The sequence below is a fragment of the Kiritimatiella glycovorans genome (genome assembly GCF_001017655.1).
Taxonomy (GTDB): Bacteria; Verrucomicrobiota; Kiritimatiellia; order Kiritimatiellales; family Kiritimatiellaceae; genus Kiritimatiella; species Kiritimatiella glycovorans.
Genome location: NZ_CP010904.1, coordinates 2,406,721 through 2,428,300, shown reverse-complemented (window position 1 = coordinate 2,428,300; position 21,580 = coordinate 2,406,721). Strand labels below are relative to the sequence as shown.

Genomic DNA, 21,580 nt, shown 5'->3' with positions numbered 1-21,580 from the left:
TCGAACCCGATCCCGATAGCGCTCCCGATTTTGTCAAACTCAGATCTCAGGTTTCAGGTCTCCCACTCTCTCTTACTCTGATTCTGACTCTGACTCTGACTCTCGTCCTCCCGCCTCTTCCCGGGCGTTCCGGCGCGATCAGGCGGGTTTGCGGAAGGTGAAGATCCCCCAGGTGAGGTACCCGGCGTTCCCGCCGTCGACCCAGTGCCGGAGTCCCTTCTTCATGCGCTCGATGTAATCGTCGCTGACCTTGTCCTTCAACTCCGCTTCGCGCGACATCAGTTCTTTCAGGACCCGTCCGTAATGACGGGCGATCTGGTCGGCGTGTTCCTCGAACTCGACGAACTCCAGCCCCGCTTCTTCGCCGGCGCGCCGGTAGAAGCCGGGCGAGGCGAGCGACTCGAGGTGGATGCGGTCGTAGATCGGCTGCAGGACCCCATCCGGACAGTCGTCGGTCTGCATGGGGTCGGTGAAGACGAACTTCGCGCCGGGGTTGAGCACGCGCGCCGTTTCCCGCACCACGCCGGTGCGGTCGTCGGAATGCAGAATCGCGTCCTGCGACCACGCGCCGTCGAAGGACCCGTCGTCGAACGGGATGTTTGCGAAGTCGCCGTCGATCACATCGATCCGGTCCTCGCATCCCTGCTCGCGGTTCATCTGCCGGTCGCGCTCGTTCTCGACCTCCGAGATATTCAGGACCGCCGCCCGGCATCCGGTGGTGCGGACGAGATGGCGCATGGCGCCGCCGTAGCCGCCGCCGATATCGAGGATCGATGTGTGCTCATCGAGGCGGCCGAGTTTCCGGGCCATCTGCTCGACCGTCCTTCTGGACGCGTCGAAAATGGCCTCCTCGTCGTGCTGATACAGTCCGACGTGGATGTCCTCGCCTCCCCAGATGTGGAAGTAGAAGTTGTCCGCGTCGTTGCTGTTGTAATAGTCCCGGGCCGTGTTCACGGCCTGTGTATAGCTTTCCGTCATAAAGGTGAATCCTCCTCAGATCATGCCGCGGGGTCTCCGCTGTTTCCCGGAGCCGCCGCTTATTCGGCGTTCTTGGCGGCGACGTGGATGTAGAAGTCCGGCGACTCCTGCCGATGGGTCTCTTCGAAGTCGGCGTAGGTCGTGACCTTCTGGAAGCCGGCCTCCGCCATCAGGCGGCGGGTGTAGTCCTTGCGCAGCGGAAACATGTTCAGCGTATACTTCGAGCCGTCTTTGAACGAATAGCCGAAGCGGGCGAGGCCCTCGTCGACGTGATCCGGTTCGGCGACGACGTCCTCGCCGCAGTAGTAGAATTTGTGTTTGCAGGAGAACCCTTCGTCCAGAAGCTGATCGTAGTTCCGCTGGTCGAGGATGAGGATGCCGTCGTGGTTGAGCGCGGCATAGAATTCCGCCAGCGTTTTCCGCCGGTCCTGTTCCTCGAACAGGTGGGTGAACGAGTTGCCGAGGCAGATGATGGCGTCGAACGTGCCGGGCACGTCGCGGTTGAGCCAGCGCCAGTCCGCCTGGATGGTGCGCAGGATGTGGCCGCGCTTTTTGCCGTTCTCGAAGGCGGTCGCGAGCATCGCCGGACTGCCGTCGGCACTGATGACGTTGAATCCGGCCTCGATCATACGTACGGAGTGGAAGCCGGTTCCCGTGGCGACGTCCAGAATGTTTTGTGCGCCGTGTTCGCGCAGCGTCTGGATGAAGAAGTCGCCCTCGCTCTTCGCCCGGCCGTCCCAGTCGATGAGCTGGTCCCATTTTTCCGCGAATCCGGGGACGTATTCATTCTGGTACTGACCGGTCTCGCGGACCTGGACCGGATCTTCGGCGTAGTGCTGTTCTTTCTGTTGCGTCATACGCAGCCTCCTTTGAGGTGTTGTGCAGCGGGTGCGCCCTTTTCCGGCGGGCGTCCGCATGGCGTCTCGGCGGTCTCCCGTACGGGGAGATCCGCGCTGTGGAGGCGCTAAAGAACCAGATATCTGCGTAATGTCAAAGGTCGATCGGAAATAATCGGAAAGATTTTCAGGGATGGCGGGCCTTGCTCCGATGAGGTTTCTTCTCAGGAGAGGAAAAGGCAGGGACCGATTACGCGTACGAGTACGCACACGGCGGACGGTCTTCTGCTGTCCAGCAGAGTCCCTGCCTTCACGCATGGGTTCGACCTGCGTCTCTTGGGTAGGGCGCGATCTCCGGGTTCTTCGTGGATATTTGTGGAACTACTGAAATCGTAGCGGCTGGATTAGAAATCCGCCCGCGTCACAACGTACGCGTACTCGTACTCAGCGAAGCGGTACTCGTACTCGAATTCCTTGAACCGGGGGAGTGGGATCGCGCCTTCGGCGCTCCGAGTACGCGTACGAGTACGATATTCCCCCGGGGGTCCCAAGGTTGAACTCAGGGAATCGGGATTCACCCCACCGTCGATGACCGGGCCGGCTTCGCCGCGCAAAGCAAAGGCCCGGCGTCCCGTCCGGACACCGGGCCTTTGCGGAGCTTCGCCGCGGCCGCGGTTCAGCCGCCGTATTCGGCGTCCGCCTCGAGCATTTCCTCGATGCGGAGGAGCTGGTTGTACTTGGCGATGCGGTCGGAGCGGCTCAGGGAGCCGGTCTTGATCTGACCGGAGTTCGTCGCCACCGCGATATCCGAGATCGTGTGATCCTCGGTTTCGCCGGAGCGGTGCGAGACCACGGCGGTGTATCCCGCCTTGTGGGCCATGGCGATCGCGTCCAGCGTCTCGGTGAGTGTGCCGATCTGGTTGACCTTGATCAGGATCGAGTTGGCGCAGCCGGTTTCGATGCCCCTGGCGAGGTACTCGGTGTTCGTGACGAAGAGGTCGTCGCCGACCAGCTGGCAGCGGTCGCCGATCCGGTCGGTCAGGATCTTCCAGCCGTCCCAGTCGCCCTCGTCCATGCCGTCCTCGATCGAGTCGATCGGATACTTGCCGATCAGTTCCTCGAGGTAGTCGGTCATTTCCTCGGAGCTTTTCTTCTCGCCCTTGCCGGCCTTCTTGAAGTCGTAGACGCCGTCTTCGAAGAATTCCGAGGCGGCTACGTCGAGCGCGAGCGAGATATCGCCGCCCTCTTCCTTACGCCCCGGCTTGTACCCGGCGTCCTTGATCGCCTGGATAATCACGTCCAGCGCGTCTTCGACCCCGTCGAGCTGCGGGGCGAACCCGCCCTCGTCGCCCACGGCGGTCGAGAGCCCGCGGCCCTTGAGCACCTTTTTCAGGGCGTGAAACACCTCGGCACCCATCCGCAGGCCTTCGCGGAAGCTGGGGGCGCCGACGGGACGGATCATGAATTCCTGGAAGTCGATCGGGGCGTCGGAGTGCGCGCCGCCGTTGATGATGTTCATCATCGGCACGGGCATGACCTTCGCGTTGGTTCCGCCGATGTAGCGGAAGAGCGGGATGCCCTGCTCCTCGGCCGCCGCTTTGGCGACGGCCAGCGAGACGCCGAGGATCGCGTTGGCGCCGAGCTTGCCCTTGTTGGGGGTGCCGTCGATTTCCATCATCACGCGGTCGATCACCACCTGCTCCGCGGCCTCGTAGCCGAAGAGCTGGGGACCGAGGATGTCGTTGACGTTGTCCACGGCCTTCGTCACGCCCTTGCCGAGGTAGCGGCTCTTGTCGCCGTCGCGCAGCTCAAGCGCTTCGTTCTCTCCGGTCGACGCCCCGGACGGCACCGCCGCCTGACCGCAGGCACCGGATTCGAGTGTGACTTCCACCTCGACCGTAGGGTTACCGCGGGAATCCAGTATCTCCCGCGCCGTTACATCAATAATATCCGACATGATCCACTCTCCTTGTGCGTTTACAGGTTACACCGCGAAAAAACAGGGGAACTCTATCGGAGGGAACGGAGGGAGGGAAGGGAGAAAGAGGCTTCATCCTCATCTTCATCGTGCGCGCGCTACCAGTGAATCACGTACATGGCCTCCATCGAGTAGAGGCAGGCTTCTTCGGCGGTGATCCAGCGTTCGCGGTATTCGGGGCCGTAAGAGTCGGAGAAGGCGATCTCGCCGGTCTGCTCGTTGTATCCGATCACAAGACAGATGTGCCCGTACTCCGGTCGCCTGTTGCGCGGTTCGGCGTCCTCCGCCGCCTCGCGCCGGGATGTGAGCTGCCTGGCCCAGGCATCCCAATTCGTGACGTCGCGCCGGGCGACGGTGCGGTCGTGGGCGGTCTGCTGAAAATCCGGCGTCGCGTTCAGCACCCACATCAGGGGCAGGCCCTCGTCGATGTAACGTCGGATATCATCGATTTCGGGGTGCTTCGAGATGTCTTTCAGCCGCCGTCCGTTCTGGCTGACCAGTCGTTCGGCGCCTTCGATCATGGGTTCGAGCTGCGAGCCGCCGCCGGGGGCGGTTTCACCCGCCATGGCGAGGATGTACATATCGGCAGGGATGTGCATGTAGCGCAGGTAGCGCTCGAACGTCGCCGGCACACAGTACCCCTTCGGCCCCTGGTCGATCATCGGGATGTCGCGGATCACGACGTCGCCGTTCGACCGGCGCTCCACCCGTTCCGCCAGCCGCGCGCGGATCTCCTCGTCGCTGATCTTCTTCGCACGGCCCGCGCGATCGGCGACTTCGGGCGGGACCACGCGAAACGCGACGTATTCGCCTTCCTGGATCGAGAGCAGCAGGGCGTGTCCGTGCCAGTCCCAGCGCCACACCTTTTCCCGCGCGCGGTCGTCGCCGTAGCGGTCGCGTTCCGGTTCGCCCAGCAGCGATTGGAGCCGGCGCCGCGCGTTTTCGCCGCAGCGCTCCACTTCTTCTTCGATCCGCTCGCGCGCTTCATCGCCTGCCATCAGCAGGCGGTCGAAGGTGCTGTCGGAATCGATGCGCTCCGCGATGACATCGCCTTTGTTGACCAGTACGGCGGAGAGGCTGCGCAGGTGATGTTTATCTCCGTAGAGTGCGAGCGAGTAGACCGGCTCGCCACACAGTTCCCACTCGCCGGAAGGATAGGCCCGAAAACTCTCCTGGTACCCGGTTTTCGATTCGCGCGGCACCGAGAGCCGCTCCGCGGTCGCGGCCGTGGCATCGTCCCACAAGGAACGGTCTCGCCAGAGTTCCATCCCCAGCGTCGCATTGAGTTCTTCCCGGCCGGGGCCCGGGGCCGCCAGCCGCGACTCCAGGAATCGGCGGTCTTCGGCGCCGAAGGCGGAGAAGGGAATCGTCCGCGTGGCGCCGTCGGAAGAGCGCAGGGTCACGGTGCGGTCGGGCGCGACTTCGACAAGTTCGGCCTCGATGCGGTTCCCGCCGCGGTCGGTCCATGTGCGCGCGGAAAGAGACGCTCCCGGAAGGATCGTCGTCAGCAGCATCCACACTGCCAGCCATGCGCGCATGATGAAAACGTAGTTTCGGGGAGGTGTGGCGTCAAGGCCGTGCGCGGTACGGGAGTTCCGACGGAAATGTATCGTCAGCGGACCCCCCTATCCGTGAAACCCGGTCAATCCGTGGTGGTCCCCGTAGGGCATGGATCCATCATGTGTTCCAGGTCAGGCACGGGCGGGTGCTTAACGCGGGCTAATTTAGATTTTGTCTAAATAAGCCTTTATCAAAGATGAGTGTTCCGGTAGGGATAGACCTCCGGAACGAAGCGGGGGGTGGCGGACCTCCGGGGGGACGATTGAAGCGGCATTTCATTATCGCGATTGCGGGCAACCCGAACTCGGGCAAGACCACACTGTTCAATGCGCTGACGGGTTCGCGCCATCGGGTCGGGAACTGGCCGGGCGTGACGGTGGACCGTGTCGAGGGCTATTACGAGTGCGGCGGGTGCTCGGTGCGCGTGGTCGACTTGCCCGGGATCTATTCTTTTTCCGCCAGCTCGGTGGATGAGCACATCGCGCGGGAATACGTCCTGCGCGAAAAACCGGACGCCGTGATCAACATCGTCGACGCCACCAACCTCGAGCGGAACCTGTACCTCACCACCCAGCTCATCGAGATGCGGGTTCCGGTGGTGGTGGCGCTCAACAAGATGGACGAGGCCGGACGCAGCCGGCTGGAGATCGAGGTCGAGCACCTCGCCCGCCACCTGGATTCGCGCGTCGTGCCCACCGTCGCGCTGCGCGGCGAGGGACTGCACGACCTGCGGTCGGCGGCGGTGGAGACGGCCCGCGAGGCCCGCCCGCCTTCGGTGCACGTGCATTACGAGGACGCGGTGGAAGAGGGGGTCGCCGAGCTGGTTCCGCTCATCGAAGCGGAGGCCCGGGAACACGGAGCCGACGCGCGCTGGTGGGCCGTTAAACTCCTTGAAGGCGACGACGACGTGCGGAAGTGGTCTTCGGGCGGGGCGGAAGAGGTGCTCGAGCGTGTAAGGACGCACACCCGCCGCCACACGGGCGACGAAGCCGATATCGTGATCGCCGACGGTCGCTACGGGTTCATCCACGGTCTGGCGCGGGACGTGGTGAAGCGGCATGAACAGTGGCGCCGGGCGGTCTCCGATCACCTGGACGCCATCGTGCTCAACCGCGTGATCGGCGTCCCGATCTTCCTCGCCGTCATGTATCTCGTCTTCCTGTTCACCATCAAGGTCGGCGAACCGTTCATTCACTTCTTCGACCGTCTGTGCGGCGCGGTCTTCGTCGAGGCCCCGGCGGCGTGGATGAACTCCGCTGGCGCGCCGGAACTGCTCACCGCCGTGCTGACGGACGGGGTGGGCGGCGGACTGCAGATCCTGGCGACGTTTATCCCGCCGATTTTCTTTATCTTTCTCTGCCTCTCGCTGCTCGAGGAATCGGGTTACATGGCGCGTGCGGGGTTCGTCATGGACCGCTGGCTGCGCGTGATCGGACTGCCCGGCAAGGCCTTCATCCCGCTGCTGATCGGCTTCGGCTGCAACGTGCCGGGCATCCTCGCCACCCGCACGCTGGACCGGCGGCGCGACCGGATCATGACCGCGCTGATCAACCCGTTCATGTCCTGCGGCGGGCGGCTTCCGGTCTATACGCTGTTCGCGGTGGCGTTCTTCCCCGGCAACCCGGCGGGCGTCGTGTTCGCCCTCTACCTGACGGGCATCGCGCTCGCGGTCGTGACCGGTCTGCTGTTCAAGCGGACGATCTTTCGCGGCGAGGCAGGCACGTTCGTGATGGAACTGCCGCCGTATCACCTCCCCGCGATCGGCGGCGTCCTCCAGCACGCCTGGCGCAGGCTTCGCGATTTCATCGTGCGCGCGGGCCAGGTGATCCTGATCGTGGTGATCATACTCAGCGTGCTGAGTTATCTCCCCTCACCCGGCGCGGATGCGGAAGGGGCGGGCCCGCAGAACTCGCTGCTGAGCGAGACCGGCCGCGCGCTCACCCCCGTGTTCCGGCCGATGGGGATCCGCGACTAGAACTGGCCGGCCGTGGTCGGACTCTTCACGGGCATCTTCGCCAAGGAGACGGTGATTGCCAGTCTCGACGCCCTTTACGCGGCGCCGGCGGAAGAGGCCGCGGAAGGCGATGCCGAAGCGCCGCCCGCGGAGATCCTGCGGGCGGGGGCGTCCGGGGCGTGGGAGGGACTCGTTCAAGGCTTCCGCAATTTCGACGTCGACCTGGTCGATCTCCCGGCAACGGGAGAGGCCGCGCCGGAAGCCGCGGCGGAGTCGCTCGGCGTGCGCTCCGCGACGTTCAGGGCGATGAGGCAGCGGTTCGGCAGCAGGGCCGCCGCCTTCGCGTACATGCTCTTCGTCCTGATCTACGTGCCCTGCTGCGCCACCCTCGCCGCCATCCGGCGCGAGGCGGGCTGGAACTGGATGTGGTTCGAAGTGGTCTATCTCACCGGCCTGGCCTGGGTGACGGCCACGATCTTCTACCAGGTGTGCACCTTCGGCGCGCATCCCGTCGCCTCGTCCGCCTGGATCGCCGCCGCCGCGGCCCTCGCGGCGCTGTTCGCGTCGGCGCTGAAAAGGTTTGCCGACCGCCGCGAAAGGATGCGAGAAGGGGAGTCATGAGACGCGGACGGGGCTGGTTCAGACGAGGCCGGAGGCGCAGACTGCGGCGGTGCGATGCGCCGCAGCCTCTGGCGGCGTGCGAGCCCGGAACGCATGCGACGATCTGCTCGAATCCCGACCGCAAGACCCTCGAAATGGGTCTCTGCCGCGGCGCGCAGACGGAGGTGCTGCGCAACGATCCCGGAAACCCCAGCCTGCTGGTGCGCGTGGGCGACACGCGTTACGTGATTCCCAGGGATGTGGGGGAGCGGATGCAGGTTCGCACCGGGCACTGAGCCGGATTTCCGGCCGATGCCCCCGAATCGGGGCTTAGCGGAAGAGTTCCATGTTCCAGTGGCGTTAAATTTTGCGAGACATGACACTGTCTCGGTTCAGGAGGAAAACACCGCCACGTCGTCTCCCTCGAACTCCAGCCCGCAGCCCCATTGCGCCGCGATCCATTCGAACGTGGCATCGGCGAAGAAGCCGACGTGGGTGGGATCGTTTTTGTAGTGCCACGTCGCGAAGCGCTCGCGGTCGAGCACGCGCTTGGTCATCACCGCCAGCACCCCGCCGGGGCGCAGCATCCCGAACAGCCGCCCGAACTCCCGGCCGGGATGGTGGAGGTGTTCGACGACTTCCGTCGCGGTGATAAAATCATAGCGTCGCCGCAGGGCCTCCGGGTGATCGGCGAAAAAGGGGTCGTATGTCCGCATCGGGTGGCCCGCCTCCTCGAACATCAGCGCCAGCGTGGGGCCGGGACCGCAGCCGAAGTCGAGTCCCTCCGCGCCCGGCGCGACGCGGCGGAGGACGGGATCGAGGGTGCGGTGCAGAAAAGCCCGGTACCCCTCGTCGTAAGGGAGATTGCGGTGCTGCTCGTAGCGGCGCCGTTCCTCTTCGGGGGGGAGCACGTATCCGGGCGGGACGAAGACCAGTCGGCATTGCGGGCACTGGAGATATTCGCGGTCCCGGTCGCGATGGAATGCGATCGGCTCGCCTTTCCCGCAGAGGGGGCAGGAAGGAGGAGTTGTAAGAGGGATACCCATAACGCAACGTTCCTCAGGGTGGGGACGGATCTCCGAGCCGTCCGCCCGTTCGCCGGACTTTGGAATTCAATGCTCGAGCTTAATGTGATGTAATAACCGCCGTTTTCCAATGCGGATACTAAAGAAAAGGAATCCACATGAACAACCGTCGTCGTTTCCTGGGACAGCTCGCCACCACTTCAGCGCTCGCCCTGCCGACCGTCCGGGCCGCGGCGCCCGTGAAGGCGAAGCGGCCGAACCTGCTGTTCATCATGGCCGACGACATGGGCTTTTCAGACGCCGGCTGCTACGGCGGCGAGATTCACACGCCCCACCTCGACGCCCTCGCGTCGAACGGCGTGCGCTTCACGCAGGGCTACAACTGCGGCCGCTGCTGGCCGTCGCGCTCCTGCATGCTCAGCGGGTACTATCCGCAGCAGATCGGCATGGACGCGCTCCCGGGCGTGAAGCGTCATCAACCCCAGGAGTGGGCCCGCATGCTGCCCGAACGGCTCAAGCCCGCCGGGTACCGGAGCTTCATCAGCGGCAAATGGCACGCGTACGGACAGCCGAACGAGCAGGGGTTCGCCCGCTCGTACATCCTGAATGATCACAACCGTTTTTTCTCGCCCCGCGCCCACGCAGAGGACGGGCAGAACCTTCCGCCCGTCGAACCCGGCGACGATTATTACGCCACCACCTTTATTGCCGACAAGGCGATCGAGTACCTGCGTCAACACAAGCGCCAGGCCCCGGACCGGCCCTTCTTCGGCTACATCGCCTTCATCAGCCCGCACTTTCCGCTGCACGCGCCCCAGAAGGACATCGACCGCTACCGCGGGCGTTATGACACGGGCTGGGACCGCGTCCGCGAACAGCGCTACCGCCGCCAGCGCGAGGCGGGGATCGTGGACTGCCCGCTCTCGGAACGGATCGAAGATTTCGCCGCCCCGCACATGAAGCAGGAAAAACTGAAGAAGGTGTACGGCGAAGGTGAGACGCGTTACGCCGTCGCGTGGGATTCGCTTGAAGAGAATCAGCAGGCCTACCAGGCCGAAAAGATGGCGATTCATGCGGCGATGATCGATCGCATGGACCGCGAGATCGGGCGCATCCTCGATGAACTCAGGGCGCAGGGCGAATTCGAGAACACCTTTATCGTCTTCTGTTCCGACAACGGCGCCAGCGCCGAACTGCTCGAGCGCGGCGGCGGTCACGACCCGGAGGCCGTGCCGGGGTCGAAGGATACCTATCTCTGTCTCGGTCCGGGCTGGTCGACGGCCGCCAATACGCCGTTCAAGTATCATAAGATGATCGTCCACGAGGGCGGGATCGCGACGCCGTGGATCGTCCACTGGCCCGCCGGACTGGAGGCCGCGAACGAACTGCGCCATCAGCCCGTGCACCTGGTCGACATCCTCCCGACGTTTCTCGCGCTGGCCGGACTGGACGCCTCGAAGGCGCACGACGAAGGCGCGCCGGCTTTTCCGGGACGGAACTTCCTCCCGGCGCTGGAGGAGAACCGCCCGATCCCGCGCGATTATCTCTACTTCTCGCACTGGGGGAATGCGCTGCGTCAGGGCGACTGGAAGATCGTGCGGGGCGTGCCGCGCGATCACAAGGGGTTCAAACTCTACCACATGGCGGAAGACCGCAGTGAGACGACGGACCTCGCCGACCGGTATCCCGAACGGCTCAACTCGATGCGCCGCGCGTTCGAAAGTATTGAAGACGACTTCCGCAGACTGAACCGGAAGTGGCTGGGCGATGAGTGGAAGGCCGGGGGGAGCGAAAAACCCGGGTTGCGCGGGGTCGAACCCGACGCGCACGGAGTCTACCACTTCAGCGGCAGGGGCTACGCGCTCCTGGGCGAGGTGCCGGAGCTGAAGCCCGCCTCGGACTTCACCTGGTCGGTGGAGGCGTGGGTGGATAAAGACTGCGGGGGCGGGGCGGTGATCATGGGGAACCGCCACACGCCGGGCCCGCAGGCGAATGGCTTTATGAAAATCGTGCCGGACCGCGGCGTGCAGTTTCATGACGGGAAACGGATTGTTCGGCTCCCGCTGAGTGTTCCCAAAGAGCAATGGGCGCAAATCAGGGTGGTCAAGCAAGGCCCCGCCGTGGACGTATTTCTGAACGGCCGCAAGGTCGCTTCGGATGAAGTTCCCTTTACCATTCCCGCGCGCCCCTGTTATCTCGGGGGCGATCCGAACAGCGCGGAAATGATGAAGGGAAAAGTGCGGAATCCCCGCGTGAGCGAACGGAACCAGCAGGAGTGAATGATGGAGAAGACGCAGGCTTTTAATCCTTCCGCCATGGTGGAGTACCAGGAGGGTTCGGTCGTCAGCCGGACGATTGCTGAGAAGGATACCGGAACCGTGACGCTGTTCGCCTTTGCCGAAGGGCAGGGGCTCAGTGAGCACACGGCGCCGTTCGATGCGCTGGTCATGGTCCTCGACGGCCGCGCGGAGATTGCCGTGTCCGGAACGGATCACACCGTCCGCGCCGGTGAGATGCTGCGTATGCCGGCCAATGAACCCCACGCCCTGCGTGCGGATGAGCCGTTCAAGATGATGCTGATCATGATCCGGTCCTGAGGCCGGACGGAATAGGTCATGATTCGACAGGTGGAACAGGCGATACGCGACCGCGGCGCGGTGACGCGGGAGGAGCTGGCCCGCCGTTTCGACATGGATGCGCAGGCTTTGCAGCCGATGCTGGATCGGCTGGTGGAACGCGGCAGGATCCGGCGTTTGACGGGCGGCTGCGTTACGGGTGCCGCCCGCTGCCGCGACTGTCCGGTGTCGCGACGTCGACAAACCGTCTTTTACGGGGTTTGTAAAGACGCGGGAACGGAGAGTGAGCACGGTGACGTTAACGGCTGATTTTTTACGCGAGATGTGGGCGATCATGAATGAGATGTCGCCTTACCTCCTGTTCGGTTTTGTCTCGGCCGGGGTGCTCTCCGTACTGATTCGGCCTTCTATGGTCGAGCGGCATCTCGGGGGGCGGGGATGGAAGCCCGTGGTCCGGGCTTCGGTGCTGGGGGTGCCGATGCCTCTGTGCTCGTGCGGTGTCATTCCGGTGACCGCCGGTCTCCGGCGGCACGGCGCAAGCCGCGGCGCCTCGGTCTCCTTTCTGGCCTCCACCCCTCAGACGGGCGTGGACAGCATCGCGGTCAGCTACAGCCTGCTCGGCGGGGTGTTCACCCTGATCCGTGTCGTGGCCGCTTTCGCCGCCGGTATCTTCTGCGGGTTCGCCGTCGACTGGCGCCGACGCGACGAGCCGATGCAGTCCGGAGAGGAAACGCTGGGCGATGCGTCCGGCGGCGATGAGGATCATGCGGTTCCGCGCGGCGGGATGGCGGTCCGCGCACTGCGCTACGGGCTGGTGAGCCTTCCGCAGGAGATCGGGCGGGCCGTGCTTCTCGGTATCCTGATCTCGGCCGCGCTGGGCGTCCTGCTCCCGGAGAACCTGCTCGCCGGACGTTTCGGCACGGGTTTTACGGGCATGCTGGTGATGCTGGCCGTCGGCATACCCATCTATGTCTGCTCCACGGCCTCCGCGCCCGTCGCCATGGCCCTGATGCACGCCGGCGCTTCACCGGGCGCGGCGCTCGTATTTCTGATTGCCGGGCCGGGAACCAATGCCGCGACGGTGACGACGCTGTGGAAGACCATGGGCCCGCAGAGCCTGATCCGCTATCTCGCGGCGCTCACGCTGTGCGCCCTGGCTTTCGGCTGGCTGACGGATGCCCTGCCGCTGGGCGAGCTGATCCGTTCGGCGCTGGGCGAGCGCGAAAAGCATGCCGCCGCCTGGCGGACGGTCTGCTCCATCGCGCTGCTGGTGGTGCTGGCGCAGGGAGTGTTCCCCGGCACGATGGCGCGCCTGGGCTCGGCCCTGTCGTTCTCGCGCGACTCTTGATCGGCAGGATGCGAACGGCCTTTTGAAGAGTCGGAGGTTACGATGGAAAATGCCGACGCGGCCGGGATGTTTGAAGAGATTGCGGACCTGGTCGAGATTCAGGGCGGAAATCCGTTCCGCGTGCGGTCCTACCGCAACGCGGCCCGTACGATCAAAGACCTGTCCGGCAGGGTCGAGGATCTGGTGGAGCAGGGCGAGGATCTGAGCGAGCTTCCCCATATCGGCTCCAGCATCGCCGACAAGATCCGTGAGATGGTAGAGACGGGCACGTGCGCGAAACTGGAGGAACTGCGCGGGCAGGTTCCCGGACACCTGACGGATCTGCTCGACGTCCCGCGCCTCGGACCGAAGAAGGCGCAGAAGATCCACGAGGAACTGGGAGTGGACAATCTCGACGACCTGCGCCGTGCCTGCGAGCAACACCGCGTTCGCGGTCTCGAGGGCATGGGCGGGAAGACCGAGGCGCAGATCCTGAAGGGGCTGGATATGCTGGCGGCCTCGGAGGGACGCATTTTGCTGAAGGAGGCCTCGGAGCAGGCGGGCATGATCGGCCGTCTGCTGGACGGGGAGGAGACGGTGGACCGCTGGGAAGCGGCCGGGAGTTTCCGGCGCGGTTGTGAGAGCGTCGGCGACCTCGACATCCTGGTGCATTCCACCGACCGCGCCGCGACCACGGACCGCATTGTGGACAGCCTGCGGCCGGCGGAGGTGATCGGCCGCGGCGGGGAAAAAGTTTCGGTCCGGCTCTCCGGCGGGCTGCAGGTGGATTTCCGCTTTTTCGAGGAGGCGTCGTTCGGTTCGGCGCTGATGTACTTCACGGGTTCGAAGGCGCACAATATCCGTCTGCGCCGCCGCGCCCGGGAACATGACTGGAAACTGAGTGAATACGGCCTTTTTTCCGGCGACACGCGGCTTGCGGGTCGCAGCGAGGAGGCGGTTTACGGAAAACTGGGCCTGCCGTGGATCGCCCCCGAACTGCGCGAGGATCGCGGCGAAATCGAGGCTGCGGAAGAGGGCGGGCTGCCCGCGCTGATCGAACCGGACGACATCCGGGGCGACCTGCATGTGCACTCCACGGCGACCGACGGCGTGCACACCATCGAAGAGATGATCGAGGGCGCGCGAAAGCTGGGCTACGACTACCTGGCCTTCTGCGATCATTCGCAGGCCGTTCGCGTGGCCGGCGGTCTGGACGCGGAGGGCCTGAAGAGACATGCCGACGCCGTCCGCGAGGCGAACGATCGCTATGACGATATTCTCGTGCTGGCCGGTGTCGAAGTGGACATCCTCCCCGACGGTTCGCTCGATCTCGATGAAGAGCTTCTGGCCGGGCTCGACTGGGTGACGGCGAGCATCCATTACAACTTCAACCTCGATTCAGACAGGATGACGGAACGCCTGGTCCGGGCCCTCGGAAGCGGCGTCGTGCACGCGCTCGGACACCCGCTCGCCCGGCACATCGGGAAGCGGGAGCCGCTCGCGTACGACTTCGACCGCGTGGCCGCGGTCTGCGCGGAACACGGCGTGGCGATGGAGATCAACGCCCAGCCCGAGCGTCTCGATCTTCCCGACGAATACGCGCGACGCGCGCGTGAGGCGGGGGCGAAGCTGGTGATTGACACCGATGCGCACAGCACCGACGACTACGCATTCATGCGGTTCGGGGTCATGACCGCGCGGCGCGCGTGGCTTCGTAAACAGGACGTCGTCAATGCCGCGTCCCGCCGCGAGATGGAGAAGAGGGGAAGGTTACGTCCTCCACCGTGAACTTCGTCCTCGCACCGGACAGCGGACGGATCATGTCGAGATTTTTGACGATCCAGAGGTCGTCCCGGATTTTTTTGATGGTGGAGATGCGAAGCGAGCGCAGCAGTTTTTCGTTCCGGTCGTAATAGTTGACCTGCAGCAGCAGTCCGAGGTGGCTGTCGATCCAGACGCGCACCGTCTGTACTTCATCGTCCGGGTCCGGCGCGGCGAACTCGACCAGGGCCGCCTCGCGCCCGCGTTTCATGACTTTGCCCTGGTAGGTCCCCTCGCGCCACCACAGGAAGGCCAGCGTGAGATCGCTCCAGCTCACGTCGGTCTTCCCGATCGGCTCGAGCAGGTCGGGGGCCGATACCGGATCGGCTTCGGGGCGGGGGCGGAAGGTGTAGCGCGGGGAGGCGTCGCGGGGGTACTCCGCGCGAAGCTGTCCGAGGTATCGGCCGCGCTCGTCCAGCACGGCGCAGCAGGCCTCGCGTTCGCCCCAGTTCAGCAGCCAGTCGACTTTGTAGGTCGCGCGCGTGAAATGATTCGGCGCTTTCGCCCTGAGGGTGCCCTCCACGCGCATCGGCTCCCGGGGCAGGCGTGACCGCGCGAAGGCCAATACGTCTCCGGCCGATCCGAACTCGGCCGCGGCCGCGGTGAGCGCGCCCGCGAGGGCGGCCGCGAGGGCGGGAAGCGCGGTCCGCGGGCGAGGCCTCATTTCGAACCCCGTTTCTTCTGCGCGGAGGAGCGGGTTCCGCTCTCGCGCGATCCGGTTTCGCTCAACTCAAAGGCGTAGCGCAGGGCCTGATCCAGAGAGTTGACGAATTTGAACGTGATGCGGTCGCGCACCTCTTTCGGGATCTCCTCCAGATCCTTCCGGTTTCGCCCGGGCAGCATGACGTGGCGGATCCCGCCGCGCGACGCCGCAATGACCTTCTCCTTCACCCCGCCGACCGGCGTGATGCGGCCGCGCAGCGTGATTTCGCCGGTCACCGCAAGATCGGGCCGTATCGCCCGGCGCGTAAACAGCGAGGCCAGCGCGAGGAGCATCCCGATGCCCGCGGAGGGGCCGTCCTTCGGAATGGCGCCGGCGGGGACGTGAATATGGATGTCGTGCTTGTCGTCCGCTTCCGTATCCGCTCCGTAGCGCGCGCCGCGCGAGCGCAGGTAGCTGAGCGCCGCACGCGCCGACTCCTTCATCACGTCGCCGAGAGAGCCGGTGAGGATAAGGCGCCCTTCACCCGCCATGCGGGTCGCCTCGATAAACAGGAGTTCTCCTCCCACGGGGGTCCAGGCCAGGCCGGTGACCACGCCCGCGATGGCGCGTCGTTCGGCGGCGTCCTGCTCGTAGGGCGGCGGGCCGAGCAGGGGCTTGAGGCGCCGGGGGGCGATCGAGGCCGACCGCCTTTTGCCCTCCGCGCGGCGCCGAGCCGTCTTGCGGCACAGCGCCGCCAGGACGCGGTCCAGCTCGCGCACCCCCGCCTCGGCGGTGTAGCGGTCGATCAGCCGATCGAGCGCATCGGAGGCGAGATTGAGGTCGTCGGCGCGCAGGCCGTGGGCCTCGATCTGCCGCGGCAGAAGGTGGCGTCGCGCGATCTCCCGTTTCTCCAGGTGCGTGTAGCCCGGCAGGTGGAGCGTCTCCATGCGGTCGAGCAGCGCGTCGGGGATGGTGTCGGGCACGTTCGCCGTCGTGATGAAGAGTACGCGCGAGAGGTCGAAATCCAGGTCGAGGTAGTTGTCGCGGAAGGCGTGGTTCTGTTCCGGGTCGAGGACTTCGAGCAGCGCGTCGGACGGGTCGCCGCGGAAATCCGCGCCGACCTTGTCCACTTCATCGAGCATGAACACCGGGTTGCGCGTCCCGGCGCGTTTCAACCCCTGAATGATGCGGCCGGGCATCGCGCCGATATAGGTGCGACGGTGGCCCCGGATCTCCGCCTCGTCGTGGATGCCGCCGAGCGACATGCGCACGAACTTCCGCCCGAGCGCGGCGGCGACGGAGCGTCCCAGCGAGGTCTTGCCCACGCCGGGCGGGCCGACGAGGCACAGGATGGGGCCTTTCAGGTCGCGCTTCAGCTTCAGTACCGCGAGGTACTCCAGGATGCGATCCTTGATTTTCTTCATCCCGTAGTGGTCGCGGTCGAGGACGCGCGCTGCGGCGCGGAGATCGAGCCGGTCTTCGCTCTGCGTATTCCAGGGCACTTCGGCGATCCACTCCAGATAGGTGCGGATCACGCCGTACTCCGGAGAGGCCGTGGGGATGCGGGCGAGGCGGTTCTGCTCCTCATCCGCCGCCTTTTTCGCCTCTTCCGGAAGGTCGGCGGCCTCCAGTTTCTCCTTCAGCCGCTGCAGCTCGCGCTGGGCCGGCTCCTGTTCGCCGAGTTCGCTCTGGATAGCCTTGACCTGTTCGCGCAGGAAGTTCTCGCGCTGGGAGCGGGAAAACGTCTCGCTGACCTTGCGCTCGATCCGGTGTTCGACCTCGAGGACTTCGTGCTCGCGGTTGATCAGCCGTGTGAGCGCCTGCAGGCGGCCGCGCGGGTCGGCGTCGGCGAGCAGGTCCTGCCGCTCTTCCAGGGAGAGGTTGAGATGGGCGCCGATCAGGTCCGAGAGCCGACCCGGTTCCGGGGTGTTGAACGCCGCGACCTGAAGCTCGTCGGCCAGCGCGGGCGACATGGCGACCACTTCCTGGAAGCGCTGCGACACGTTGCGCGTGAGCGCCTCCAGTTCGACGTCGGACGGCGCCTCCAGGTCGGAGATCATGCGGTAATGGGAGAGGAGGTAAGGGCCGGACGGCACCAGCCTGGTCAGTTCGCAGCGGCTGAGTCCCCGCACCAGGACGTGGGTGGTGTGATCGGGAAACTGCAGCGTCTTGAGCACGTGGCCCACGCAGCCGATCGTATGCAGGTCGGCGGGATCGGGGGGCTGCGCGCCGGAGTCCGGATTGCGGCGCAGCGTGCCGATGAAGTGCCGGTGACCGGTGCGGATGTCCTCGATCAGTTTGCGGGTGCTTTCGTCCGCGACCATCATCGGCGCCGTCATGCCGGGGAAGAGCACGAAGTCGTCGAGCGGCAGCACGGGCAGGACCTCGGGCACGGTGTCCGAGACGACCGGCGGTGCGGCCGCGGGGTCCGCGCCGAGCGCGGGATCGTCGGCGAACTGGTCGGGAAGGGCATGGTGGTATGAATTCATCATGACGGTTCAGTCGCAGTCCCCGTACCCCTCCGGATGGGCTCGGTGCCAGTTCCAGGCGTCCGCCACGATCGACTGCAGGCCGGGATGTTCCGGGGTCCATCCCAGCTCCCGGCGCGCGCGCGAGGCGTCCGCCACCAGGCGGACACAGTCGCCGGGTCGCCGCGGCCGCACTTCGGCGGGAACAGGGTGGCCCGTGACGGCGCGGGCGGTCTCGATCACTTCCCGCACCGAATAGCCGCTGCCGTTGCCCAGGTTGAACGCGCCCCGGGTGCCGGGGTTCAGCGCGAGCAGGTGGGCGCGCGCCAGGTCGCGGATGTGAATGTAGTCGCGGATACAGGTGCCGTCCGGCGTATCGTAGTCGTCGCCGAAAATGAAGATCTTGTCGCGCCGGCCGAGCGGAACCTGCAGCACCAGCGGGATCAGGTGCGTCTCCGGTTCGTGGGCTTCGCCGAACTTTTCCGTGGCGCCGGCCGCATTGAAATAGCGCAGGAATACGGGTTCGATGCCGTGAATGGTTTCGGCCCATTCGAGCATGCGTTCAAACATGAGCTTCGATTCGCCGTAGACCGACTCCGGGCGCCGGGGGAGCGACTCGTCCATCGGGACCCGCTCCGGAGTGCCGTACACGGCGCAGGTGGAGGAGAAGATAATCTTCGACACGCCGGCTTCGAGCACGGCCTCGAGCAGATTCAGTCCGCCGGAGACGTTGTTCCGGAAAAAGGGCACCGGCTGTTTCATCGATTCTCCGACCTCGATGTAAGCCGCGAAATGCATGACCGCATCGGGACTGAACTCCATCATGGCGCCGCGGATTTCGTCCGCGCGGCGCAGATCGCCCTGCACGAACGCCGCCCGCTCGTCCACCGCCGCGCGGTGACCGCGCTCCCCGTTGTCGAAGACGCACACTTCGTGCCCTTCATCGCAGAGCAGCTGCGTCGTCACGCTTCCGATGTATCCGGCTCCGCCGGCGACCAGGACTTTCATAGGGACCTCTTCACTCCGCCAGGGTCAGTTCACTTACGGATTTCATGTCGTGTCGCATGAGATAGTCGCGAATGCCGGCGACGACCCGTTCCGCGGTGCCGGGGTCGGTGAAATTGGCGGTTCCGACGGCCACGGAACTCGCGCCGGCGATCAGCAGTTCCAGTGCGTCTTCGGGGCAGGTCACGCCTCCCATGCCCATGACGGGGATTGAGACGGCGCGGGAGGCGTCGTGAACGAGTTTGACGGCGACGGGATGGATCGCCGGTCCGGAAAGCCCGCCGTGGCGGTTGGAGAGCACGGGGCGCCGCGACTCGATATCGATGGCCATCGCGGGGAGGGTGTTCATCACCGAGATCGCGTCGGCGCCATGTTCCTGGGCGGCGCGGGCGAAGACCCCGATATCGGGCACGTGCGGGGCGAGCTTGGGCATCAGCGGTTTGCGGGTCTTCGGCCGCACGGCGTCGAGCACGGCGGCGAAGAGTTTGGGATCCGTGCCGAAGGCCACGCCGCCCGCCTTCACGTTGGGGCAGGAGACATTGAGTTCGAGCGCGTCGATGCCCTCCACGTCGTCGAGCTGTTCGGCGATGCGCCCGTATTCCTCCGCGTCGAGTCCCCATAGATTGACGATCACCGGCACCTGGTAGCGGTTGAGAAACGGCAGGTGGTCGCGCAGGAATCTTTCCACGCCCGGGCCGGGCAGGCCGATGGCGTTGAGCATGCCCGAGCGGACCTCGTGTGTGCGCGGCGGCGGGTTTCCGATCCAGGGGGTTTCGCGGAGGCCTTTGACGACGATGGCGCCGAGGTGATTGAGGTCGATGAGTTCCGCGTATTCCGAGCCGTACCCGAACGTTCCGGAAGCCACGGCGACGGGATTCGGCATTTCGAATCCGCCCATATCCACCCGCAGGTCGGGTTCTTTTCCGGCGGGATGGGTCATGCGGGGTTCTCCCAGAGGACGTCCTGTGCTTCGAATACGGGGCCTTCCCGGCAGCACCGCGCCCAGCGCCATCCCTCGGGGCGTGTGGTGTCGACCACCCGGATGACGCAGGTCTGGCAGGCGCCGACCCCGCAGGCCATGGTCCGGTCGAGCGAGACCCACGCGGGACAGGCGGAGGCGGCGGCGAGTCCGGCCACGGCGCGCATCATCCCGATCGGTCCGCAGGCGAAGATTTCGGAGGAGGCGGCCGATCCGGATTCGAGCGCATCGCGGAGGAGATCGGTGACCAGCCCTTTGCGGCCGGCGGAACCGTCTTCCGTCGCGGTGTGAACCGTCCACCCGAGCTGTTCGAACTCCCGGGCGGCGACCAGTTCGCGATCGGTGCGCCCGCCTAGAAAGACGTCGCCCGGAGCGGGTGCGCGCTCCGCGAGCCTATAAAGCGCGGCGCCGCCGTACCCGCCTCCGGCGAGCAGCGTGCGCCGATCCCCGGACGGGGACGGAAAGCCGTTGCCGAGGGGTCCGAGGAGATCCGCGATGCTTCCCGGTTCGAGCCGCCGCATCGCTTCGGTGCCGCGGCCCACCGGCTTGTACAGCAGATCCAGCCGCTCCCCGTCCGTGCGGAAGATGCTGAACGGCCGCCGAAGCACGGCGTCGTGGAGTTCGGGTATGCGCAGGTGGACGAACTGCCCCGGCGCGGCCCGCGCTGCGATTCCGGGCGCGCGCAGCCCCAGCAGACGATACGGGCTGTCGCCGTACGGCTCCTGCAGACAGACTTCTGTGTGCTCCTGTAACATGAGCGTGGCATTCTGCTTGGAAACGGCGCCGGGGTCAAATGCTGAAGTCGGCGGAGGGATGGGGACGGCGGGAGAGGCTTGTATATCCGGCACGCACGCAGTATAATCTCCGCTTTTCCAGTTCGTACAGGGAGAAGACGAATGAGCGAAGAGAATGCATGTGACGGATGTCCTTCGGCGGCGTCGGGCGAGTGCGACGGCGCGCAGGCCGATCCGCAGGAGATGGCGCTGAAATGCGCGATGGCGCGGATCCGGCACAAGGTGCTCGTGCTGTCGGGAAAGGGCGGAGTCGGCAAGAGCACCGTGGCGGCGAATCTCGCGGCCGCTCTCTCGAAAGACGAGCGCGTAGGGTTGCTGGACGCCGACCTCCACGGTCCGAGCGTGCCCCGGCTGTTCAATCTGTCCGGGTCGCAGGTCCTGGGTTCGGAGGGCCGTATTCTGCCCGTGCCGGTGACGCCGCTGCTGCATGTGATGTCGATCGGGTTCCTGCTCGAGGCCCCCGAGACCCCCGTGATCTGGCGCGGCCCGCGCAAGCTCGCCGCACTGCGGCAGTTTCTCTCGGAAGTGGACTGGGACGAGCGCGAATACCTGATCGTCGACTGCCCCCCGGGCACGGGGGATGAGCCGCTGGGGGTGATCCAGACGATCGGCGAGGTCAGCGGCGCGGTCATCGTCACCACCCCGCAGGAACTGGCGCTCGAGGACGTCCGCAAATCCGTTTCCTTCTGCCGGCAGCTCGAGACTCCGGTGCTCGGCGTGGTCGAGAACATGAGCGGTTTCGCCTGTCCGAACTGCGGGGAAGTCAGCCCGATCTTTGAACAGGGGGGCGGCGAGGAAATGGCGCAGCAGATGAATGTGCCGTTTCTCGGCCGCATCCCGATCGATCCCGGCGTCGTGCGCGCCTGCGATCGCGGGGAGCTGACGCGTTACCAGCAGTCCGCCGGCAGCGCTTCGGCCCGCGCGTTCGACGAGGTTCGCGAGGCGTTGAAGCGGAATCTGTCCTCCGCATCGTGAGGCCTGATGCCCCCGGCCTGTTCATCGACCTTTCTTCACTCAGGGAAGCGGAGGTCGAGGA

19 protein-coding genes are annotated in these 21,580 nt (G+C 65.6%); 9 read left to right on the top strand and 10 right to left on the bottom strand.

Annotated features, from left to right (window positions below; all coding sequences use genetic code 11):
• Nucleotides 1-138: 138 nt before the first annotated feature.
• The 4 genes from L21SP4_RS10165 to L21SP4_RS10150 form a co-directional block, all read right to left on the bottom strand.
• Nucleotides 139-978 (bottom strand): methyltransferase domain-containing protein, encoded by an 840-nt coding sequence (locus L21SP4_RS10165; RefSeq protein ID WP_052882549.1) that lies wholly within the window; start codon nucleotides 976-978, stop codon nucleotides 139-141.
• Nucleotides 979-1,037: 59 nt separating this feature from the next.
• A complete protein-coding gene (locus tag L21SP4_RS10160) occupies nucleotides 1,038-1,835 on the bottom strand; it encodes a glycine/sarcosine N-methyltransferase (RefSeq protein WP_052882548.1) in 798 nt (265 codons plus the stop codon).
• Nucleotides 1,836-2,490: 655 nt separating this feature from the next.
• Entirely contained in the window at nucleotides 2,491-3,771 is a 1,281-nt protein-coding gene (eno, locus tag L21SP4_RS10155) for a phosphopyruvate hydratase (protein ID WP_052882547.1), read from the bottom strand.
• Between the two features lie 119 nt (nucleotides 3,772-3,890).
• Entirely contained in the window at nucleotides 3,891-5,330 is a 1,440-nt protein-coding gene (locus L21SP4_RS10150) for a hypothetical protein (RefSeq protein WP_144413833.1), read from the bottom strand.
• Between the two features lie 284 nt (nucleotides 5,331-5,614).
• Between L21SP4_RS10150 and feoB the strand changes: the two genes are divergently transcribed.
• From feoB to L21SP4_RS10135, 3 genes are read left to right on the top strand one after another with little or no spacing between them, the layout of a single operon-like run.
• Entirely contained in the window at nucleotides 5,615-7,327 is a 1,713-nt protein-coding gene (gene feoB, locus L21SP4_RS10145; protein ID WP_052882545.1) for a ferrous iron transport protein B, read from the top strand.
• 12 nt (nucleotides 7,328-7,339) lie between these two features.
• Nucleotides 7,340-7,927 carry a nucleoside recognition domain-containing protein gene (locus L21SP4_RS13415; protein WP_052882544.1) on the top strand — a complete coding sequence of 196 codons (588 nt, stop codon included), beginning with the start codon at nucleotides 7,340-7,342 and terminating at the stop codon, nucleotides 7,925-7,927.
• Nucleotides 7,924-8,202: a FeoA family protein gene (locus tag L21SP4_RS10135; protein ID WP_052882543.1), complete on the top strand. Its 279-nt coding sequence runs from the start codon at nucleotides 7,924-7,926 to the stop codon at nucleotides 8,200-8,202. The genes L21SP4_RS13415 and L21SP4_RS10135 overlap by 4 nt, the downstream gene beginning before the upstream one ends.
• Before the next feature lie 96 nt (nucleotides 8,203-8,298).
• On the opposite strand, the gene L21SP4_RS10130 is transcribed toward L21SP4_RS10135, so the two are convergent.
• Nucleotides 8,299-8,952 carry a class I SAM-dependent methyltransferase gene (locus tag L21SP4_RS10130; RefSeq protein WP_052882542.1) on the bottom strand — a complete coding sequence of 218 codons (654 nt, stop codon included), beginning with the start codon at nucleotides 8,950-8,952 and terminating at the stop codon, nucleotides 8,299-8,301.
• 137 nt (nucleotides 8,953-9,089) lie between these two features.
• On the opposite strand from L21SP4_RS10130, the gene L21SP4_RS10125 reads away from it, so the two are divergent.
• The 5 genes from L21SP4_RS10125 to polX are packed head-to-tail and all read left to right on the top strand — an operon-like array spanning nucleotide 9,090 to nucleotide 14,622.
• Nucleotides 9,090-11,210, top strand: coding sequence for an arylsulfatase (locus L21SP4_RS10125; RefSeq protein WP_052882541.1), 2,121 nt, complete (start codon nucleotides 9,090-9,092; stop codon nucleotides 11,208-11,210).
• Nucleotides 11,211-11,528 carry a cupin domain-containing protein gene (locus tag L21SP4_RS10120; RefSeq protein WP_052882540.1) on the top strand — a complete coding sequence of 106 codons (318 nt, stop codon included), beginning with the start codon at nucleotides 11,211-11,213 and terminating at the stop codon, nucleotides 11,526-11,528.
• 18 nt (nucleotides 11,529-11,546) lie between these two features.
• On the top strand, nucleotides 11,547-11,816 hold the full coding sequence (locus L21SP4_RS10115; RefSeq protein WP_052882539.1) for a FeoC-like transcriptional regulator: 270 nt from the start codon (nucleotides 11,547-11,549) through the stop codon (nucleotides 11,814-11,816).
• A 25-nt stretch (nucleotides 11,817-11,841) separates the two neighbouring features.
• Nucleotides 11,842-12,855, top strand: a complete 1,014-nt coding sequence (locus tag L21SP4_RS10110) for an SO_0444 family Cu/Zn efflux transporter (RefSeq protein ID WP_160300805.1) — start codon at nucleotides 11,842-11,844, stop codon at nucleotides 12,853-12,855.
• A 42-nt stretch (nucleotides 12,856-12,897) separates the two neighbouring features.
• Complete coding sequence (gene polX, locus L21SP4_RS10105) at nucleotides 12,898-14,622, top strand: DNA polymerase/3'-5' exonuclease PolX (protein ID WP_052882537.1); 1,725 nt, start codon at nucleotides 12,898-12,900, stop codon at nucleotides 14,620-14,622.
• On the opposite strand, the gene L21SP4_RS10100 is transcribed toward polX, so the two are convergent.
• The 5 genes from L21SP4_RS10100 to L21SP4_RS10080 are packed head-to-tail and all read right to left on the bottom strand — an operon-like array spanning nucleotide 14,564 to nucleotide 20,505.
• On the bottom strand, nucleotides 14,564-15,319 hold the full coding sequence (locus L21SP4_RS10100) for an outer membrane lipoprotein-sorting protein (RefSeq protein ID WP_052882536.1): 756 nt from the start codon (nucleotides 15,317-15,319) through the stop codon (nucleotides 14,564-14,566). The two genes, polX and L21SP4_RS10100, sit on opposite strands and share 59 nt — an antisense overlap.
• A complete protein-coding gene (gene lon, locus L21SP4_RS10095) occupies nucleotides 15,316-17,790 on the bottom strand; it encodes an endopeptidase La (RefSeq protein WP_096335076.1) in 2,475 nt (824 codons plus the stop codon). The genes L21SP4_RS10100 and lon overlap by 4 nt, the downstream gene beginning before the upstream one ends.
• 6 nt (nucleotides 17,791-17,796) lie before the next feature.
• On the bottom strand, nucleotides 17,797-18,774 hold the full coding sequence (gene galE, locus L21SP4_RS10090) for a UDP-glucose 4-epimerase GalE (protein WP_052882535.1): 978 nt from the start codon (nucleotides 18,772-18,774) through the stop codon (nucleotides 17,797-17,799).
• 10 nt (nucleotides 18,775-18,784) lie between these two features.
• Nucleotides 18,785-19,711 carry a dihydroorotate dehydrogenase gene (locus L21SP4_RS10085; protein ID WP_052882534.1) on the bottom strand — a complete coding sequence of 309 codons (927 nt, stop codon included), beginning with the start codon at nucleotides 19,709-19,711 and terminating at the stop codon, nucleotides 18,785-18,787.
• Nucleotides 19,708-20,505 carry a dihydroorotate dehydrogenase electron transfer subunit gene (locus L21SP4_RS10080; RefSeq protein ID WP_052882533.1) on the bottom strand — a complete coding sequence of 266 codons (798 nt, stop codon included), beginning with the start codon at nucleotides 20,503-20,505 and terminating at the stop codon, nucleotides 19,708-19,710. Before L21SP4_RS10080 ends, L21SP4_RS10085 begins: the two co-directional genes overlap by 4 nt.
• 141 nt (nucleotides 20,506-20,646) lie before the next feature.
• On the opposite strand from L21SP4_RS10080, the gene L21SP4_RS10075 reads away from it, so the two are divergent.
• Nucleotides 20,647-21,519: an Mrp/NBP35 family ATP-binding protein gene (locus L21SP4_RS10075; protein WP_052882532.1), complete on the top strand. Its 873-nt coding sequence runs from the start codon at nucleotides 20,647-20,649 to the stop codon at nucleotides 21,517-21,519.
• Nucleotides 21,520-21,580 lie beyond the last annotated feature (61 nt).

Coding starts and splice junctions, on each gene's coding strand:
- L21SP4_RS10115 (WP_052882539.1), top strand. CDS start 11,547: ATGATTCGACAGGTGGAACAGGCGATACGCGACCGCGGCGCGGTGACG.
- L21SP4_RS10075 (WP_052882532.1), top strand. CDS start 20,647: ATGAGCGAAGAGAATGCATGTGACGGATGTCCTTCGGCGGCGTCGGGC.
- L21SP4_RS10160 (WP_052882548.1), bottom strand. CDS start 1,835: ATGACGCAACAGAAAGAACAGCACTACGCCGAAGATCCGGTCCAGGTC.
- L21SP4_RS10110 (WP_160300805.1), top strand. CDS start 11,842: ATGAATGAGATGTCGCCTTACCTCCTGTTCGGTTTTGTCTCGGCCGGG.
- L21SP4_RS10135 (WP_052882543.1), top strand. CDS start 7,924: ATGAGACGCGGACGGGGCTGGTTCAGACGAGGCCGGAGGCGCAGACTG.
- L21SP4_RS10085 (WP_052882534.1), bottom strand. CDS start 19,711: ATGACCCATCCCGCCGGAAAAGAACCCGACCTGCGGGTGGATATGGGC.
- eno (WP_052882547.1), bottom strand. CDS start 3,771: ATGTCGGATATTATTGATGTAACGGCGCGGGAGATACTGGATTCCCGC.
- L21SP4_RS10120 (WP_052882540.1), top strand. CDS start 11,211: ATGATGGAGAAGACGCAGGCTTTTAATCCTTCCGCCATGGTGGAGTAC.
- polX (WP_052882537.1), top strand. CDS start 12,898: ATGGAAAATGCCGACGCGGCCGGGATGTTTGAAGAGATTGCGGACCTG.
- L21SP4_RS10080 (WP_052882533.1), bottom strand. CDS start 20,505: ATGTTACAGGAGCACACAGAAGTCTGTCTGCAGGAGCCGTACGGCGAC.
- L21SP4_RS10150 (WP_144413833.1), bottom strand. CDS start 5,330: ATGCGCGCATGGCTGGCAGTGTGGATGCTGCTGACGACGATCCTTCCG.
- L21SP4_RS10165 (WP_052882549.1), bottom strand. CDS start 978: ATGACGGAAAGCTATACACAGGCCGTGAACACGGCCCGGGACTATTAC.
- lon (WP_096335076.1), bottom strand. CDS start 17,790: ATGATGAATTCATACCACCATGCCCTTCCCGACCAGTTCGCCGACGAT.
- L21SP4_RS10130 (WP_052882542.1), bottom strand. CDS start 8,952: ATGGGTATCCCTCTTACAACTCCTCCTTCCTGCCCCCTCTGCGGGAAA.
- L21SP4_RS10100 (WP_052882536.1), bottom strand. CDS start 15,319: ATGAGGCCTCGCCCGCGGACCGCGCTTCCCGCCCTCGCGGCCGCCCTC.
- L21SP4_RS10125 (WP_052882541.1), top strand. CDS start 9,090: ATGAACAACCGTCGTCGTTTCCTGGGACAGCTCGCCACCACTTCAGCG.
- galE (WP_052882535.1), bottom strand. CDS start 18,774: ATGAAAGTCCTGGTCGCCGGCGGAGCCGGATACATCGGAAGCGTGACG.